This is a genomic window from Micrococcus sp. FDAARGOS_333 (assembly GCF_002206575.2).
Lineage (GTDB): Bacteria > Actinomycetota > Actinomycetes > Actinomycetales > Micrococcaceae > Micrococcus > Micrococcus lylae.
In genome coordinates this window covers 2,822,433-2,837,475 of the sequence record NZ_NJFJ02000001.1, presented here as the reverse complement: position 1 = coordinate 2,837,475, position 15,043 = coordinate 2,822,433, and the positions used below count along the sequence as shown (strand labels likewise).

The following is a 15,043-nucleotide window of genomic DNA, read 5'->3' as shown; positions in this document are numbered from 1 at the left end:
CGCGAGTGGAGGCCGCCCTGGCCGAACATCGGCTGACCGAGCTGGCGGACCGTCCGTGCCTGGCCCTGTCCAGCGGTCAGGCGCAGCGGCTGGCCATGTGCGCGGTGATGTCCGCGGAGCCGTCCCTGGTGATCGCGGACGAGCCGACCTCGCTGCTGGACGGACGGCACCGCCGGATCGTCGCGGACCGGCTGCTGGCCGCGGACGGGTTCCAGCTGCTGCTGGTCACCCACGACCTCGATCTGGCCCGCGCCTGCGACGAGGCCGTGTGGATCCATGACGGTCGCCTCCGCGCGCACGGCCCTGCCGAGGACGTGGTGTCCGAGTACGAGGCGTTCCTGGACGAGGCCGTGGCCGAGGAGTTCGGTGGGGCGCTCGACGTGGCGCCGGCCGAGGGCGCGGGTGAGGCGGTGCCGCCCCGATGATCTCGCTGTACGTGGCCGGGACTCGCTGCTGCACCGCGGCCGGCCGGGCTGAAGATGGCCGTGTTCGCGGTGTGGGCACTGGTGCTGGCGATCGTGCCGGCCACCCTGTGGACCGCCGCGGCGGCCGTGGCCGGGGCGCTGGCCTGCTACCTGGTGGGCTTCGGTGCCGCGCGCGGCGTGCGGATGCTGGCCGCGGACCTGCGGTCCCTGTGGCTGTTCTACGCGATGCTGCTGCCGCCCAGTGGCTCTTCGCAGACCTCACCGCGCCGGTGGCGACGTCGGGCGGGTGCTCGGTGTGGTGCTCGCGCCCAGGTGATGACACGGACCACGCGCATCGCCGCCATGACCGCGGTGGCCGAGGCGCTCGTGGGGCGGCGACTCGTATCCGGTGGTGGGTCGCCCTGGCGCGGCCGGTTTCCGGCCGGACGGGTCGGCTGCGATGGGCCTGGTGCTCAGCGCGATGGGTACCTGCGCGGCCTCGCCGACCAGGTGCGCGCCGCACAGGCGTCCCGGGCGTGCGCATGCGCCCGTGCGTGATCCTGCCGCTGCTGGTGCTCTCGCTCAAGCACGCCGACGACGTGGGGATGCCCTCGCCGCCCGCGGCGTGAGTGAGCCCCGGGTAGCGCACGGCGGCCCGCGCGGTGCCCCGACCGCCCCGTAGGCTGACCGGCATGCTCAGCGACGCCGACCGCACCGCCGCCCACGCCTGGATCGCCGAGGCGCTCGCCGTGGAGCCGCGGACCTGGACGTGTCGGTCGTGCGCGAGCGCGCTGGGGCGACATCTGGCAGGCCACCCCGCGCACCGGCCCCGCCGCCGGCCTCCTGCACTGGTTCAAGGCCCCGCACCCGTCCCTGGCCCGCGAGGTCGGACTGCGCCGCGTCCTGGATGCCCGCTGCCGGATGAGATCCTCCCGCTCGTCGCCGCGGACGCCAGCCGCGCTGCAGCTCAGCGCCGACGCCGGCCCCACCCTCGCCGCCCTCTCCCGCACCGAGACATCGCCTTCCTCCTTCCCTTCCCGACGACGGCCCCGCCCCCGGGTACGTCGCCCTCGCCGGCCTTGGCCGCGTCCAGCGCGGCGTCTCGGCCGCCGACCTCGCCGACTGGCATGCCCGATTCCGACCGCCGACGCCGTCCGCACCATGCCGAGCGGCTCGAGGTCTTTGCCGCCCTGCCCGTCGGTCATCCGGTCCACTGTCGGCCCGAGGAGAAGGCGAGGGCCGCGGATCAGATGCGTGCCGTCGTCGGGCGTGGAGGAGCTGGTGGGGGAGCACCCGGAGCTGGACCTGCTGAGCGTGGAGCACAACGACCTGCACGCGGCAATGCGTTCCTGGTGGACGGGCGCGTGCGATCAGCGACTGGGGCGATGCGGTGCTCGGCATCCGTTCGCCTCGCTGCGGGCGCTGCTGTTCCCGGCGCGAACGTGTTCGGGAAGACGCGGTGACGGCGATCCGGGCGCCTACCTGGAGGAGTTCTTCGCCGGCGGTGAGGCGCCGCCCCAGCAGGTGCAGCAGCGGGCGCTGGACCTGGCGATGACGCTGGGCGCGGCGAACAGGCTGCAGTGCTGGACGGTCATGCCGGAGCGTGTGGCGGAGTACGCGGAGTACATCGTGCGCTGTGGCGTGAGGCCGGCGCCGTTCGCCGAGGTGTCCATGGCGTGAGGGTGGGTTGCGCCCGGACCTAGGTACAAGGTGTACTTAGATACATGACCCGCCTTCCCGACGACGGCTCCCGCGCCTCCGCAGACCACCGCCCTTGGCCCTCCGGCTGGGTGCGGGCTGCCCTGGAGCCCGCCATCCTGGTGCGCTCCTGCAGGGCCGCTGCACGGGTACGGGATCGCGCAGACGCTCGCGGAGCGCGGCTTCGGAAAGCTCCGCGGCGGCTCGCTGTACCCGGTGCTCGCCCGCCTCGAGGAGGCCGGCCACGTGGACACCCGCTGGTGGAGGGTCAGGGCGGCCCGGGCCGCAAGGACTACGAGCTCACGGACGCCGGCCGCGCCGAGTACGCGGAGGCCGTGGCGTCCTTCCAGGCCCTCGCCGTCGCGCTCGCCGGCCTCGGCGCCGCGGGAGCAGCCGTGGGATCCGAGGCCGACACTCTGCAGACCACCGAGGAGGGACCTCATGAGCACGCCGCAGCACCGTACCGACCACCGAGACCGCCAGGGCCCCGTCGCCCGCACCCTGGGCAGGGGCGCTTCTGCCTCTCGTGCGCTCCGGGACCTCGTGGACTCCTTCGCGGACGTCCGCGGCCGGGAGGAGACGCGGACTGGGCCCGTGAGGCGGCCGGGCACCTCGCCATGACCAGGTGACCCCGGCCCACCGGCATCGCCTGCTCGCGCGGGCCCGCTCCGTGGTCGCCGAGGCCCAGGAGTCCCCGGACGAGCTGTTCGGCCTCCGGAGACTGGGCCGCCGAGGTCCAGGCGGAGGCCGCAGCCGAGGCACCTCGCTGACGGACTCCTCGGCCACCTCCGTGGCGGACGTCTTCTCGGTGGGCTTCGTGCTCGCGGCGGCCGCGAGCCTCCTCGCGTTCGTGCTGACCCTCGCCGTGGACGGACTCACCACCGACCTCTCCCGGGCCTGCTCCTGATGCCAGGGTGATCGGCGTGGGCGGTGTGGGGTGTTCTGGGCCTGGGACCGGCTGCAGCGCCGGCTGGCCATGGCGGTCGCGCTCGGCGTCGGGCTGGCCCTGGCCGGGTGGTCCTCTGCGCCGTCGTCCTGGTGATGCTGGCCCTCGGCGAGGTCGTTGTCGCCGGCACCAGCACGTTCCTGTGGCTGGCCGGGCAGCGGTCTACGGCGGCCTGGCCGCGATCTCCGCCCGGGTGCTCCCGGACGCGGCGGCGGACCAGGGCGCCACCCCGCGGACCGACGAGGAGTGGGCCGCCCGCCTCGCCTACCTCCTGCGCTCCCGTGCGGACGTGCCGGAGCACCGTGTCACGGAGACGGTCGCCGAGGCCCGGGCCCATGCGGCGGACGCCGGCACCACCCTGGCCGAGGAGTTCGGCTCGCCGGCCTCCTACGCCGCCCGTGTCCCCCGCGACCGCGTCCACCTCGCCCGCAACCGTGCCGTGGTGATGACGATCGCCATGGCCATCACGGTGGCCATGCTGTTCGGCGTGCTCATCCCGGCCGGGAGGCGTCCTGGGTGCACTGGGTGATCGTCGCCGGTGCCGTGGCCGCCGCCGGGCTCGCCTGGGCCGGTGTCCGCAGCGCCTCCCACGCCGCCGAGACGCCGTCTTCGCACACCGCGGAGACCACCTCCACCCGTACCTCCGACACCACATCCACCCGCACCACCGAAGGGGGCCCCGATGAGCACGCACACCCACGGAGCCGATGACCGCATCCCGGCCCTGCTGGACCGCTTCGTCGCGGCCGCGGCCTGGAGTCGGACCGGCGCTGGGCAGAGGAGGCGCTCGCCCGCTTCCTGATGGACGACGTCCGGAGGACGTGGTGGCGAGGGAGCTCGCGGAGGCGGTGGCCGTCGTCGAGGGTCGGGCACGCGCCCGGACAAGCTGTTCGGCCCGGCCGCGGACTGGGCCCGCTCCCGCCGCGACGAGCTGGCCGGCGAGGGCCAGGTGGTCCTGGAGACGGAGCTCCGCTGACGTGGAGGTCTGTGCCGTCCAACGCGCTGATCATCTCGGCGCTGTTCTCCATCCCGTTCGCGCTGGTCTTCGCCATCCGCGACGGCCTGACCGTGGACTTCTCCTGGCCCACCTGTTGGTCCCGCTGGTGCTCGGGTCGCTGATGGCGGTGGTGGTGACCCTGTGGTCGCGGACCATCGTGCGCCGCACCTTCAGGGTCTCCGTGGCTATCGTGGTCGGGGCCGTCCTGGTTCTGGCCACGGGCGCCGGCTTCCTGCTGCCGACGCTGGCGGACTTGCACCTGTTCACCGGCAGCGTCGCGTGGCATCTGGCGATCGTGGCCGGCTACCTCGCCCTGGGCGTGCTCGGCTTCCTGCTGCTGCCCACGGACGAGACCGCGAAGGAGTTCGAGCAGCAGATCCCGACGACGGCACCTGGGCCCTCGTGCTCGGCGGCACCCTGCGTGGCCGGCTGGGCTATTCGGACGAGCGTGCCCGCCAGGTGGTGGAGGAGGCCCGGCGCATGCGGCGGCCTCCGGCAGCTCGCTGTCCGAGGAATTCGGCACCCCGCAGGAGTACGCCGCCCGCTTCCAGCCGGACACCCGCCGCAGGGACCGGCTGTACGCCGTGCTGCTGACGCTGGTGGCCGCGTACTGGGTGGGCATGCTCGGCTTCAAGTGGCTCGCCCCGCAGGAGAGCGTGGAGTGGTGGCGCATCTTCGGTGCGGTGCTGTTCCCCGTGCTCGCCGGCTGGCAGTGGCGCCTGGCGCTGCGGCCCCGCACGGAGGGCTGAGGCGGCGACGGCAGGACGGACTGTGACTGGCCCTGGGGGCGGCACAGGCCCGACCGCTAGGCTCACGCCATGGAACCGTCACAGCGACGCACCTTCCGAGCCCGCCCCGGCAGCGGCCGCCGCCGCCCCGGCTTCCTGCGCCGTCTGATCGGGATCATCGCCGTGCTGCTGGGCCTGGCGATCGCCGTCGGAGCGGTCTGGATCCTCAAGGACATCGGCGACCCCCTGCGCGAGGCCGCGCTCGCCGAGGACTACACGGAGATCTTCGCCTGGCTCGGCGGCGGCCTCATGGCCATCCTGGTGTCCCTGCTGCTCATCTGGGGCGGCATCCGCGTGCAGCGTCCCTGAGCCCTTCGGGCGAGACTGTGGCCGACCCAGCGGCCGTCAGTCCTCGCGTTCCTCGCCCGCGGTCTCACCCTTGCCGGACTCCAGCGCCAGCAGCCCCTGCGGGGTGAAGCTCACGCGACTGCCGGGCCGTGAGTCGATGCGCCGGAGCACCTGGACGAGCCGCGCCCGGTACTGGTTCCGCAGCGGCTCCGGGTTGGCCGGGTCGGAGATGTGCGTGAACAGGCCGCGAGCGGTCTGGAGGTCGCGCAGCTCGGCGTCGGAGATGCCGGCGTCCCCGATGAGCCGCACCCGCGCATCGCAGGCGAGCACGGCCTGCTTGAAGGCGTCCACGGCGTCCCGGTAGGCCGCCACGTCCGCCGCGGTCAGCCCCCGCTGCGGCACGGACTCGATCAGGTCCCACTCGTCCGAGGCGCGCCGGCGGCACCGTCCATGGCGCGCACCTCGGGATGTCCCGGTTGTGGAACTGCGGGTACTTCAGCTGCAGGTCGAAGTCCAGGTCATAGGAGGCGACCTTCCGGATCATCTCCAGGTGCAGCCCACGCGCCTGCTCGCGCCGCCGTGCCAGGGTGCCGCGTCCGTCCCAGCCGCGTGTGGGTCGGTCCTCGACGACGGCCGCACCCCTTCCAGCGGAAGGCTCCGCTGGAAGGCGGGGTGCCGTCGTCGGGAAGGAGGCGTTAGAGGGGCGTCTCTGGTGTTCGGCGGCTTCGAGGTGCTTCTTCCTCGCCGCGGCGCCGGCGTAGGCCGGCAGGGGCGGGCGCTTGGGGTGGACGCGCGCGGAGTGGGGGACCTTCTCCAGGGCCCAGTGGTGGAGGCAGGCCTCCCAGTCGGTCCAGGATTCGAGGTCCTTGTCCGTGACGGGCGCCTGGGCGGCGGCGGTGAGCTCGCGGGAGAGTCCTGGGTCCTGGCAGTGTCCGCCGATGACGGCGACGATTTCGGAGACCGCCCATGCATGGTGGTGTTCGGCGCGGGCACGGATGGCTTCGCGCTGGTCAGCGGTGAGCACGGACCACGCCTGCCTGCCGATGGTGCGGGCTGTGTCGAACTTCCGACCGGCCCGCTGGTGGGTCTCGAGGCTGCCGGCCAGACTGGTGTCCTCGATGGTGATGGCGTTGTCCTCCACGTTTGCGCGGGTGGCGGCGACCTTGCGGAATGCCTGCCCGAGCTCCTTCGACTCCTCCGAGGCGGCGGCGGTCTCGGCGAGCCACCAGCCGCGGCGGCGTGCGGCGCGGACCCAGGCGGTTGCGTCTGCGGGCCGATCATGGCCCATGGACATCCGCAGTTCACGCAGGGCCTGACGGAAGTGGTCCTGGCCGGGGACTCCCATGTGGTTCGCGGTCTCCAGCTCCGGCTTCTGCTGGAACGGCAGCTTCCCGTAGAAGCGGTGCTCGTGCCAGACCAGGCCGAGACCGATCAGGACTGGGGATAGGAGCACGATCAGCAGGATCCAGAGCACGGACTCCACGTGTCTCCCCTCGGTCGGCGTCGGCGGCGATCACGCCGATTCTGCCAGGCGCAGCGGACACCATAGCCCTCGGCCCGCGGCCTCCTCCGCCTGGGCCAGCTCACCGCTGCGCGCGGCTGAGGCGGCCGATCACTCCCCGGTCTGACCGTCGATCTGCTCGCGCAGCAGGTCAGCGTGCCCGTTGTGGCGGGCGTACTCCTCGATCATGTGGACGATGATCCAGCGCAGCGAGACGTCGGCAGCACCACCCCAGGCCGGGTGCGTTCCGGCCAGCCCTGCTGCGGGATCCTCGCCGAGCAGCTCGGTCACGATGCCCTGGGACCTCGCCACCGACTCCTCCCACAGCCGCCGCAGGTCCTCGGCGCCGTCCTGGTCCGCGGAGTGCCAGTCCCAGTCCGGGTCCGCATCCCAGTCCACGTCCACCCACGGCTGCGACGTCGGCGTGCCCAGCGCCGTGACCTCGAACCAGAAGAACTCCACGAAGGCCAGGTGCTTGAGCATCCCGCCGAGCGTCATCCCGGAGGCGTGCCCGTCCACGCGGCGACGCAGCTGCTCCTCCGTGAGCCCGGAGGTCCGCCACCGGAACGTGGCCCGCTGGAACTCGAGGAAGCCGAGGAGGGTGCCGGCCTCCCCGGCGGCGAAGGCAGGCTCCGGGCGGCCGAACTCGTCGAAGCGCTCGAACGCGCCGTGCGGCGCCCCCGGCACCAGGGGAGCGGGCTGCTGAGAGGAGCCCTGCTCCTGATTCTCGACGACGGCACTCGCCTCCGCAGCGGAGGGCACCGGGTTTTGGGGTGTGGTCATGGGGGCAAGAGTAGGCAAAAGCAGGTGCCTGGAGGAGAGCCAGGACACTATCGCGTCGGTCGCGCCTGTCAGAATCGGAGTATGAGCTCGAGTCCCTCGTCTTCGCAGAAGCGCCAGAACGACCTGGTGCCTGGTGTCTACGAACGCTTGGAGACTCGCCAGGTCGCGAAGAACCTTAAAGAGATCACCGATCTGTCGCCGGTTCTGGAGAACGTTGCGGACGATGCGCTGCCGCGGCACCTTGCCGTGCATCTCGCGGGGCTCATTGAACATGCCTTCAGCGGGGCATCCGCCCGCACTCGGGAAGAGCAGCTCGCGCTTGCAGCACGAGTTGTCGATGCGCTGGGACCGGACTACGGGCCGGACGAGGTGGAGGAGGCCGACAACGGCAAGGTCCGTGTCCTGCATGAGCTTCAACCGAAGCGTGAACCGAAGCCCACGCCCTTTGAACGTCCCCAAACTCCGTTCTCCGATGTCGCTCTTCTGACAAACGGCCAAGGTGAACCCAGCATTGGCTCGGAGATTCGATTCGAACTGGCGTCCTCTGACCGAGTGGATCTGCTGTGTGCCTTCGTCAAGTGGCATGGATTGCGCACGCTGGAGAAGGAACTGACGGAGCTGCGGGACCGGGGGATTCCCTTCCGCGTCATCACCACCACGTACGTCGGTGCAACAGAGCGCCGCGCTTTGGACCGCATCGTCCGCGACTTCGGTGGTGAAGTGCGGGTGAACTACACAACGGCATCCACACGTTTGCACGCCAAGGCCTGGCTATTCCACCGTGATTCTGGACTGTCAACGGCCTACGTGGGGTCCTCCAACCTTTCTAAGGCTGCAATGCTCGATGGTCTCGAGTGGAACGTTCGGCTGTCCCAAATCGCGACGCCTGCTCTCATTCGCAAGTTCCAGGCCACCTTCGAGTCCTACTGGGGCGACAAGGCGTTCGAGCTCTACAACCCGGACACGGATGCCGAGCGTCTCGACGATGCACTTCGCAGCGATGACATTTCGGGCGCGCGAAGGGACGAGAAGATCCAACTATCTGGTCTGGACGTTACGCCGCGCCTGCACCAGCAGATCATGCTCGACGACCTCAATGCAGAACGCCGCCGAGGCCACCATCGCAACCTGCTTGTCGCCGCGACCGGAACAGGCAAGACCGTCATGGCTGCCCTCGACTACCGCGACCTGACGGTCGCGGCGGGTGGCCGGAGGCCCCGGTTGCTGTTCGTCGCGCACCGTAAGGAGATTCTCGATCAAGCGCTGCACACGTACCGAGAAGTCTTGAAGGACGGGGCCTTCGGTGAGCTCTATGTTGATGGCCACAAACCGACGCAGTGGAAACATGTGTTTGCCTCCGTTCAGTCGCTCAAACCTGAGCGAGTCCAGTCCTTGGCCCCGGCGGCATTCTCCGTGGTGGTCATTGACGAGTTCCATCACGCAGCCGCTCCGTCGTACTCAGCGCTGTTGGTGCATCTCCAGCCTCACGAGGTATTGGGTCTGACTGCGACGCCTGAGCGGACGGACGGCACGAACGTGAAGGACCTGTTCGGGGAAGGATCGCGTCAGAGCTGCGTCTGTGGGATGCGCTGGCCGACGACCTCTTAGTCCCGTTCCACTATTTCGGTATCTCTGATGACGTCGATCTGACGCATGTCGAGTGGCGGCATGGTCAGTACGACCATCAGTCATTGAGCAACGTTTACACCGGCAATGATGCGCGGGCTGGGAAGATCATCAAGGCAATCGAGGACAAGGTCTCCGATCTCGATGACATGAGGGCGCTCGCCTTCTGTGTCACGGTGGAGCATGCCAAATACATGGCAGACAAGTTCAACGAGGCGGGCATCCCGCGGCTGTCGTCATTGGCGAGACGCATTCAGACGAACGAGCATCTGTTCTCAGCCGGCTGGCGACGGGTGAGCTCAAGATCGTGTGTGGTGTAGACGTCTTCAATGAGGGTGTTGATATCCCGACCGTCAACACGGTCCTGTTCTTGCGCCCCACGCAGAGCGCCACGATTTTCTTGCAGCAGCTGGGCCGCGGCCTGCGCCGTGCGCCAGGCAAAGCGGTCCTGACCGCGCTGGACTTCGTCGGCCACCAGCGTGCTGAGTTCCGGTTCGACCTTAAGCTGCGAGCCCTGACGGGGTCGGGGCGGAAGCGGCTGGTGGACGACCTCCATCACGACTTCCCGTACCTGCCTGCAGGTAGCCAGATCGTCTTGGACGAGGTGGCACGTGATCATGTCCTGAGCAATATTCGGCAGCAGATCAACATGAACGCCAAACAGTTGGCCCAGGACATTCGCGTCCATGCCGGCCGTCGTTCACCGTGGGAGTACCGCCTGCGGGAGTACCTCGATGAAGCAGATCGGTCGCTGGCCGACGTCATGCGTCCGGGCGCTAACGGACGAAACTGGACCACCCTTCGCGAGCAAGCCGCCGGTGCCCCGCCATGGGGTCCGATGACGGACGAGGAGCGTCGGCAGTCCTTGCGCGCCATCACCTTGCGGCACGTCGATGATGCGGAACGGGCAGAGGCCTACACGCGGCTGTTGACCGAGGACGTCCCTTACGACGCTCTGACTGCGCGCGAGCAGCAGTTCGCTCGCATGCTCTACTTCACAGCGATCCATGACAAGAAGCGGGAACGCTTTACGTCCTTCGACGAGGGGCTTCGCTGGGCTCGTCAGCAGGCTGCGTTCGTCGAGGAAGCGACACAGTTGCTGGAGTGTTCTCTCGACGCTGCACGCACCATGCCAGAGCCCTTGGACCTTCCTCGGGAATCCGCGTTGCTGAGTCATGCTCACTACAGGCGCGAGGAAATTCTTGCTGGACTCGATATCGCCACGTGGGACAGCAAGCAGAGTGGGCATCGCGAAGGCGTCGCCTGGTCCTCTCGCTATGAGACTGACGCCTTCCTGGTCACGCTGAAGAAGGATGAATCGCGGTTCTCGCCGACGACGATGTATCGGGACTTCGCGGTCAGCCCGTCCCAGTTCCATTGGGAAAGCCAGAGCCGTACGCGTGCCCAGTCGCCACAGGGCCAGCGGTACCTCGCGAAGCAGCGCGGGGAGTCGAACACGTTGATGTTTGTGCGCAATACCGGATCGGATGACATCGGGGAGGGCGCTGCCTTCCTCTGCCTGGGAACGCTGCAGTTCCATGAGTGGTCGGGAACCGAACGGCCCATGCAGATCACCTGGGAACTCGACCGGGAAATGCCGGCTGCGACGTTTGCCGAGGCCAGCGCAGCAGGGTGATGCTGCCCGGTTGTGGACATTGGTCTCCACCCGGCGTGCCAGGGCCTTCGTAGACTGATCCCCGACTGTGACGCCCGCGAGCAGGGGAGGGAGGTGGGCCATGCGCAGCCGCGCCGCGCGCCTGACGGCCCTCACCGTCGTCTCCGCCGTCGCGCTCGGCCTCCCCGCGACCGCCTCCGCCACCTCCGCCACGGCGACTCCCGCCGCGGCAACACCGGCCTCGGCCGCGCCCACCGCCACCGCCTCACCCTCGGCCACCCCGGCCTCAACACAGCCCGCCCGGCCGACCCCCGTCTACCCCACGGCGCCCGGCAACGACCCCTCCGAGCGCTCCTTCCCCTCGCCGCAGCCCATCGACGCCACCGAGTGGCAGCCGGGGGACAAGATCGTCGCCGACGGCCGCGTCATCCCGCACGTCACCCGCGTCACCGAGTCCATCGACTTTGCCGTCCTCTACCCGGTCACACCCCACGCCGACCTCGACGCCCTCCTCGACACCGCCCGCTCCATCCCCCTCGGCAACCGCAAGATCATGCTCACCGTGGACATCGCGGACGAGGGCGCCACCGAGCAGGACATGCGCGAGGACGCCGAGGCCACCGGCCGCGCCATGGTCCAGGAACAGCGCCCCGGCATGGCCGCCGCCACCGTGGACACCGGCCAGCCCCGCCTCAAGCCCGGCTGGGTCATGGCCACCGTCATGCTCCCGCCCGCCTCCTCCTCCGGCCTTCCCGACGGCGGCCCCCTCGAGCCCGTCGTCGACCTCGCCGTGGGAGGCGGCGTCACCGCCACCGACGACGCCCGCCAGAGGCTGGAGGAGATCCTCGCCGGGCACCGCAACGAGGACGGGCTCAACGACGCGCTTGACCAGCTCGTCCGGGCCCTGCCCCAGCTCACCGAGGTGGACCCCGGAGTCAAGAGTCCCGGTCAGTTCGACCCGGGCCTCTTCGGTGACGATGACTCGCAGGTCCCGGCCCTCGGAGCCCTGCTGCTGGTGGCCGTCCCCCTGCTGCTCGTCCTCGGCATCGGCGCGAACATCCTGAGCCGCCGCAGGAAGGTCGCCGGCGCCGCCCGTGGCCGCGGCGGAGACCGCTCGGCTGCCACCGGCAAGGACGGCCGTGACTCCTCCCAGGGGTCCACACGATCCCGGCGAGGCGGGGCAGGCAGGGGAGCGGCCGTCGTCGGGAAGGAGATGGACCCGGGCTGGTACGCGGCCCACGCCGGCGACCCCAGCCTCAGCCTGCGCCACCGCCTCTCCCTGCTCGGCCTCGCCCTGTCCGCCGAGGGCGCCCACGAGCTGCCCTCCGGACGGAAGGCCGTCACCGCGCTCGTCCACCACACCCAGGCCGTCGAGGAGCGCGCCGGCGGCCTCCGCGAGAGCCTGCGCCCCGGACGTGCGGCACGCGAGAAGTCGCGGGCCGAGGACCTCGCCGCCCGTGCCGAGGAGACCGCCCGGCTGATCGGGGACCTCGTCCGCGAGGGCCACGGCGCCCACCCGCCCGTCCGCTTCGACTCCACCGTGGAGGACGCCGGCCGGCAGTACGCCGGGCACGGCAGATCCGCCTCCGACGGCCGACGCGGCTGGCTGCGCCACATGTCCCGGAGGAGCCGATGAGCAGCAACGACCGCCGACGCCGCCGCGCGCACGGCCGCAGGAACATCGGCTCCGAGACCGCCTACTCCGCCGGCCGCCGCCGCGCGGACATGAAGAAGTACGGCGTCCTGCGGCACTGGGCCGACCTCTACGTGTTCACCGGACGCGGCGCACTGATCGGAGCGCTGCTCTGCGCGCTGTTGCTGGGCGTCGTCGGGTGGGTCGGCTGGACCGCCAACACCGCCGAGCCGAAGCACACCGCCGAGATCACCGTGCAGGGCGAGGACACCGTCTCCGGCATCAGCCAGGAGAGCGTCGACCAGGTGATCGGGGACCGGCCGATCCCCAGCTGGCGACCGCTGCAGGTCCTCGTGACCGACGACTACTTCGCCAGCCTGAGCGCCGAGCCCGAGACCGACGAGTACGACGTGGTCATCTCCACCCGGCCCGACGACCGCCCCCACCACCTCGGCTACGAGCGCGAGTACGCCGGGATCCGCGTCGCCGCCGACGTCCGCGCCGCCATGAACCACGAGGACAAGCGCCGCTACCGCGTCGAGCTGCGGCTCGAGGGCCGCTACCACGCCGACCTCGCCCGCGGCATGGGACCGACCGCCGTGGTCAACACCGTCCGGGACATCGGCGACCGCACCTACGACGGGCAGCCGCGCGGAGTGTTCACCTACTTCGCCTGGGGCCTGCCGGCCCTGATCGGACTGCTGGTGTGCGGCGCCGCAGGCCTGCGCCTGAGCACCCGGGAACGGGGAGTTCGGCGCGGCATGAAGCGCGCACAGGCCAGCCTGGCCCGCACCATGCTCGAGGACGAGGCACTCGCGCTGGCCGACGTCAGCGTGGCGGGGTCGGAGGAACGCCGCCGCATCAAGGACGGACGCCGCGCCCTGCACAAGAGCCTGGAGGCCGTGGCCCGCCGGGCACGCACCACCCAGCGGCGCATGGACCGGCTGGGGGAGCCGCTCGGCACCCCGCGGTTCACCGCCGAGGGGCGGGTGCAGGACAACCGGGACCACCTGCACACCCGCTCCTGGCGGGAGCTCGCCGTGGAGGTGGAGGAGCTCGTCGCCGACACCGAGCGGCTGTCCGGACGCACCGAGGCGCTCATCGACTCCTCGGACGTGCTCGTCGGAACGGCACGGTCCACGCGCGTGCTGGACCGGGTGCTCGGACCGACCGCCACAGCACTGATCCGGCTGAAGGCCCGCCTCCGCGATGCCCCCAGCGGCACCGTGGCCGAGGCGACCCTCGAGACCCTCGACGACGCCCACGAGGCCCTGCTCGCCCTGGCCCAGGACGAGGAGTTCGACCAGGCGGGGACACGGCGGTGGACCTCCGCCGAAGACCGGCTCACCACCGTGCTCCGCGACGTCTCCGACCAGCTGGGCCGCTACCCGATCCCCATGACGCCGCGCGCGGACGGACCGGACGAGGACGACACCGCCCGCCAGGACCTGCGCCGGTCCCTGGGCCTGCCCTCCGACGCCGGGCTGCGGGACGCCCTCGCCGACGCCGACCACGCCGCCCGGACCCTGCTGGGCGCCCAGCCGGAGGGCCTGGACGTCCAGCCCGACCCCGAGGACGAGGCGCGACGACACGAACGGGCGAGCGCCGCCGTCGGGCGGGAGGCGCTCGTGCCGAAGCGGTTCCTCGCCGGCACCCGCGCGATCGCCTCGATCGGGCTGGGGCCCCGCGGCTGGGCGTTCGTGCTGATGCTCGTCTGCCTGCCGGCATTCACCCTGGCCGGAGAGCTGCGAGACCGCCTCACGGAGGACAGCGCCGGTGCGGCGGTCCAGGAGCAGCAGCTCGGCGAGGTGGCCGCGGTGCGCCTGGACGGGCCCGCCTACGGCGTGCAGTCCGAACGGCTCCCGCAGATGGTGAACGAGCGCATGCCCGGTGAGTACGAGGTGGTCGTGGCCGTGCGGCGCGCCGAGGACTACCTCGCCCCGCTGCCCGTGCCCGACGACGCGGCGGCCGACGGCCGGCTGGACCCCGCCGTCACCCAGGAGGGCGTCCACCGCATCCTCCGGGAGACCGGCGCCGCCGCCCCGGAGACCGGGGAGCCCGCACCCGGCGTGATGGTGGTGCCCGTGTACGTGTGGGAGGACGGCACCCGGCAGGTCGGCTCCGCACTCGTGACCATGGACGGCCCCCGCATGGACAACGGGACCGCGTCGTTCCAGCGGGTGGAGATCGTGGAGGACCACGACGAGATCACCCGGATGGTCGCCACCGAGGTGCGCCTGGCGGCCGATGAGCTGCGGAACGTCTCCGAGCGCGCCCACACCCGGTTCGGCGACGTCTCCTCCACGACCACCCACGTCCTGCTGACCGCCTCCATCCTCGGTGGACTGGTGGCCCTGCTGATGGTCCTGGACGCGCTGACCGGGCAGGCCGCCGGCGTGCGGGGCCTGGGCTCCCTGGGGCGCGGTGCGCGCCGGCTGCGCGGCGTCATGCGGCGGCTCGAGACGCTCATGCTCGGGCTGGACCGGTCTCGGATCGACGCGGTGGCCGTGCTCGGCGCCGGCCCCGCCGGAACCCCCGCCGAGGCCGGCCAGCGGCTCTACGAGCGTGAGCTGGTGGCCGCCTGGCGCGAGGCCCAGGTGCTCGCCGAGACCTCACTGGTGGAGCGCGCCCGGGCCGGTGACTTCGGGGCGCGGGTCGCGCGGCTGGAGCGGACCGTGGCCGTGCTGGAGGCCCGCGACGAGGACGTGTCCGAGCGCGTGGAGGACGTGCTCGAGCGCTCCCTGCGCCACGCCCCGGTGTGAGT

The 15,043-nt window shown here is 71.2% G+C and carries 18 protein-coding genes; 16 read left to right on the top strand and 2 right to left on the bottom strand.

What is annotated here, in order from left to right; genetic code table 11:
- From CEQ11_RS12635 to CEQ11_RS12600, 10 genes are all read left to right on the top strand, one after another.
- Nucleotides 1-425: ATP-binding cassette domain-containing protein (locus tag CEQ11_RS12635; RefSeq protein ID WP_127913507.1), on the top strand; the 425-nt coding region annotated here is incomplete at its 5' end.
- A 54-nt stretch (nucleotides 426-479) separates the two neighbouring features.
- Nucleotides 480-962, top strand: a complete 483-nt coding sequence (locus tag CEQ11_RS12630) for an energy-coupling factor transporter transmembrane protein EcfT (RefSeq protein WP_227718877.1) — start codon at nucleotides 480-482, stop codon at nucleotides 960-962.
- 723 nt (nucleotides 963-1,685) lie between these two features.
- Complete coding sequence (locus tag CEQ11_RS12805) at nucleotides 1,686-2,084, top strand: hypothetical protein (protein ID WP_127913506.1); 399 nt, start codon at nucleotides 1,686-1,688, stop codon at nucleotides 2,082-2,084.
- 117 nt (nucleotides 2,085-2,201) lie between these two features.
- Nucleotides 2,202-2,723, top strand: coding sequence for a PadR family transcriptional regulator (locus CEQ11_RS12620; protein ID WP_227718930.1), 522 nt, complete (start codon nucleotides 2,202-2,204; stop codon nucleotides 2,721-2,723).
- 4 nt (nucleotides 2,724-2,727) lie between these two features.
- A complete protein-coding gene (locus tag CEQ11_RS12615; RefSeq protein ID WP_088478807.1) occupies nucleotides 2,728-3,009 on the top strand; it encodes a hypothetical protein in 282 nt (93 codons plus the stop codon).
- Between the two features lie 181 nt (nucleotides 3,010-3,190).
- Nucleotides 3,191-3,577 (top strand): hypothetical protein, encoded by a 387-nt coding sequence (locus tag CEQ11_RS12610; protein WP_088478806.1) that lies wholly within the window; start codon nucleotides 3,191-3,193, stop codon nucleotides 3,575-3,577.
- The gene (locus CEQ11_RS12605; protein ID WP_088478805.1) at nucleotides 3,565-3,759 is read left to right on the top strand and encodes a hypothetical protein; all 195 of its coding nucleotides are present in this window, start codon (nucleotides 3,565-3,567) and stop codon (nucleotides 3,757-3,759) included. The genes CEQ11_RS12610 and CEQ11_RS12605 overlap by 13 nt, the downstream gene beginning before the upstream one ends.
- A 276-nt stretch (nucleotides 3,760-4,035) precedes the next feature.
- Nucleotides 4,036-4,167 carry a hypothetical protein gene (locus CEQ11_RS13320; protein WP_255397929.1) on the top strand — a complete coding sequence of 44 codons (132 nt, stop codon included), beginning with the start codon at nucleotides 4,036-4,038 and terminating at the stop codon, nucleotides 4,165-4,167.
- A 462-nt stretch (nucleotides 4,168-4,629) separates the two neighbouring features.
- Nucleotides 4,630-4,794 (top strand): hypothetical protein, encoded by a 165-nt coding sequence (locus CEQ11_RS12975; protein WP_193763036.1) that lies wholly within the window; start codon nucleotides 4,630-4,632, stop codon nucleotides 4,792-4,794.
- A 69-nt stretch (nucleotides 4,795-4,863) separates the two neighbouring features.
- On the top strand, nucleotides 4,864-5,142 hold the full coding sequence (locus tag CEQ11_RS12600) for a hypothetical protein (protein ID WP_088477313.1): 279 nt from the start codon (nucleotides 4,864-4,866) through the stop codon (nucleotides 5,140-5,142).
- A 36-nt stretch (nucleotides 5,143-5,178) separates the two neighbouring features.
- Here CEQ11_RS12600 and CEQ11_RS12595 read toward each other — a convergent pair whose 3' ends face one another.
- Nucleotides 5,179-5,523, bottom strand: coding sequence for a hypothetical protein (locus tag CEQ11_RS12595; RefSeq protein ID WP_088478804.1), 345 nt, complete (start codon nucleotides 5,521-5,523; stop codon nucleotides 5,179-5,181).
- 526 nt (nucleotides 5,524-6,049) lie between these two features.
- On the opposite strand from CEQ11_RS12595, the gene CEQ11_RS12590 reads away from it, so the two are divergent.
- A complete protein-coding gene (locus CEQ11_RS12590; protein WP_127913505.1) occupies nucleotides 6,050-6,568 on the top strand; it encodes a hypothetical protein in 519 nt (172 codons plus the stop codon).
- Nucleotides 6,569-6,733: 165 nt separating this feature from the next.
- On the opposite strand, the gene CEQ11_RS12585 is transcribed toward CEQ11_RS12590, so the two are convergent.
- Nucleotides 6,734-7,405, bottom strand: coding sequence for a DinB family protein (locus tag CEQ11_RS12585; protein ID WP_088477311.1), 672 nt, complete (start codon nucleotides 7,403-7,405; stop codon nucleotides 6,734-6,736).
- An 81-nt stretch (nucleotides 7,406-7,486) separates the two neighbouring features.
- On the opposite strand from CEQ11_RS12585, the gene CEQ11_RS13250 reads away from it, so the two are divergent.
- The 5 genes from CEQ11_RS13250 (at nucleotide 7,487) to CEQ11_RS12570 (ending at nucleotide 15,041) form a co-directional block, all read left to right on the top strand.
- The gene (locus tag CEQ11_RS13250) at nucleotides 7,487-9,013 is read left to right on the top strand and encodes a DEAD/DEAH box helicase family protein (RefSeq protein ID WP_227718876.1); all 1,527 of its coding nucleotides are present in this window, start codon (nucleotides 7,487-7,489) and stop codon (nucleotides 9,011-9,013) included.
- A gap of 83 nt (nucleotides 9,014-9,096) precedes the next feature.
- Nucleotides 9,097-9,351: a hypothetical protein gene (locus CEQ11_RS13245; protein ID WP_227718875.1), complete on the top strand. Its 255-nt coding sequence runs from the start codon at nucleotides 9,097-9,099 to the stop codon at nucleotides 9,349-9,351.
- Nucleotides 9,270-10,667: a DUF3427 domain-containing protein gene (locus CEQ11_RS13240; RefSeq protein ID WP_227718929.1), complete on the top strand. Its 1,398-nt coding sequence runs from the start codon at nucleotides 9,270-9,272 to the stop codon at nucleotides 10,665-10,667. The genes CEQ11_RS13245 and CEQ11_RS13240 overlap by 82 nt, the downstream gene beginning before the upstream one ends.
- 100 nt (nucleotides 10,668-10,767) lie before the next feature.
- Nucleotides 10,768-12,282, top strand: a complete 1,515-nt coding sequence (locus CEQ11_RS12575; RefSeq protein WP_088477309.1) for a hypothetical protein — start codon at nucleotides 10,768-10,770, stop codon at nucleotides 12,280-12,282.
- On the top strand, nucleotides 12,279-15,041 hold the full coding sequence (locus tag CEQ11_RS12570; RefSeq protein ID WP_088477308.1) for a hypothetical protein: 2,763 nt from the start codon (nucleotides 12,279-12,281) through the stop codon (nucleotides 15,039-15,041). The genes CEQ11_RS12575 and CEQ11_RS12570 overlap by 4 nt, the downstream gene beginning before the upstream one ends.
- The last annotated feature ends 2 nt before the right edge of the window (nucleotides 15,042-15,043 follow it).

What these genes read in the sequence shown, in the direction of transcription:
- CEQ11_RS12585 (WP_088477311.1), bottom strand. Translation starts at nt 7,405, where the DNA reads ATGACCACACCCCAAAACCCGGTGCCCTCCGCTGCGGAGGCGAGTGCC.
- CEQ11_RS12630 (WP_227718877.1), top strand. Translation starts at nt 480, where the DNA reads ATGGCCGTGTTCGCGGTGTGGGCACTGGTGCTGGCGATCGTGCCGGCC.
- CEQ11_RS12575 (WP_088477309.1), top strand. Translation starts at nt 10,768, where the DNA reads ATGCGCAGCCGCGCCGCGCGCCTGACGGCCCTCACCGTCGTCTCCGCC.
- CEQ11_RS12600 (WP_088477313.1), top strand. Translation starts at nt 4,864, where the DNA reads ATGGAACCGTCACAGCGACGCACCTTCCGAGCCCGCCCCGGCAGCGGC.
- CEQ11_RS13250 (WP_227718876.1), top strand. Translation starts at nt 7,487, where the DNA reads ATGAGCTCGAGTCCCTCGTCTTCGCAGAAGCGCCAGAACGACCTGGTG.
- CEQ11_RS12570 (WP_088477308.1), top strand. Translation starts at nt 12,279, where the DNA reads ATGAGCAGCAACGACCGCCGACGCCGCCGCGCGCACGGCCGCAGGAAC.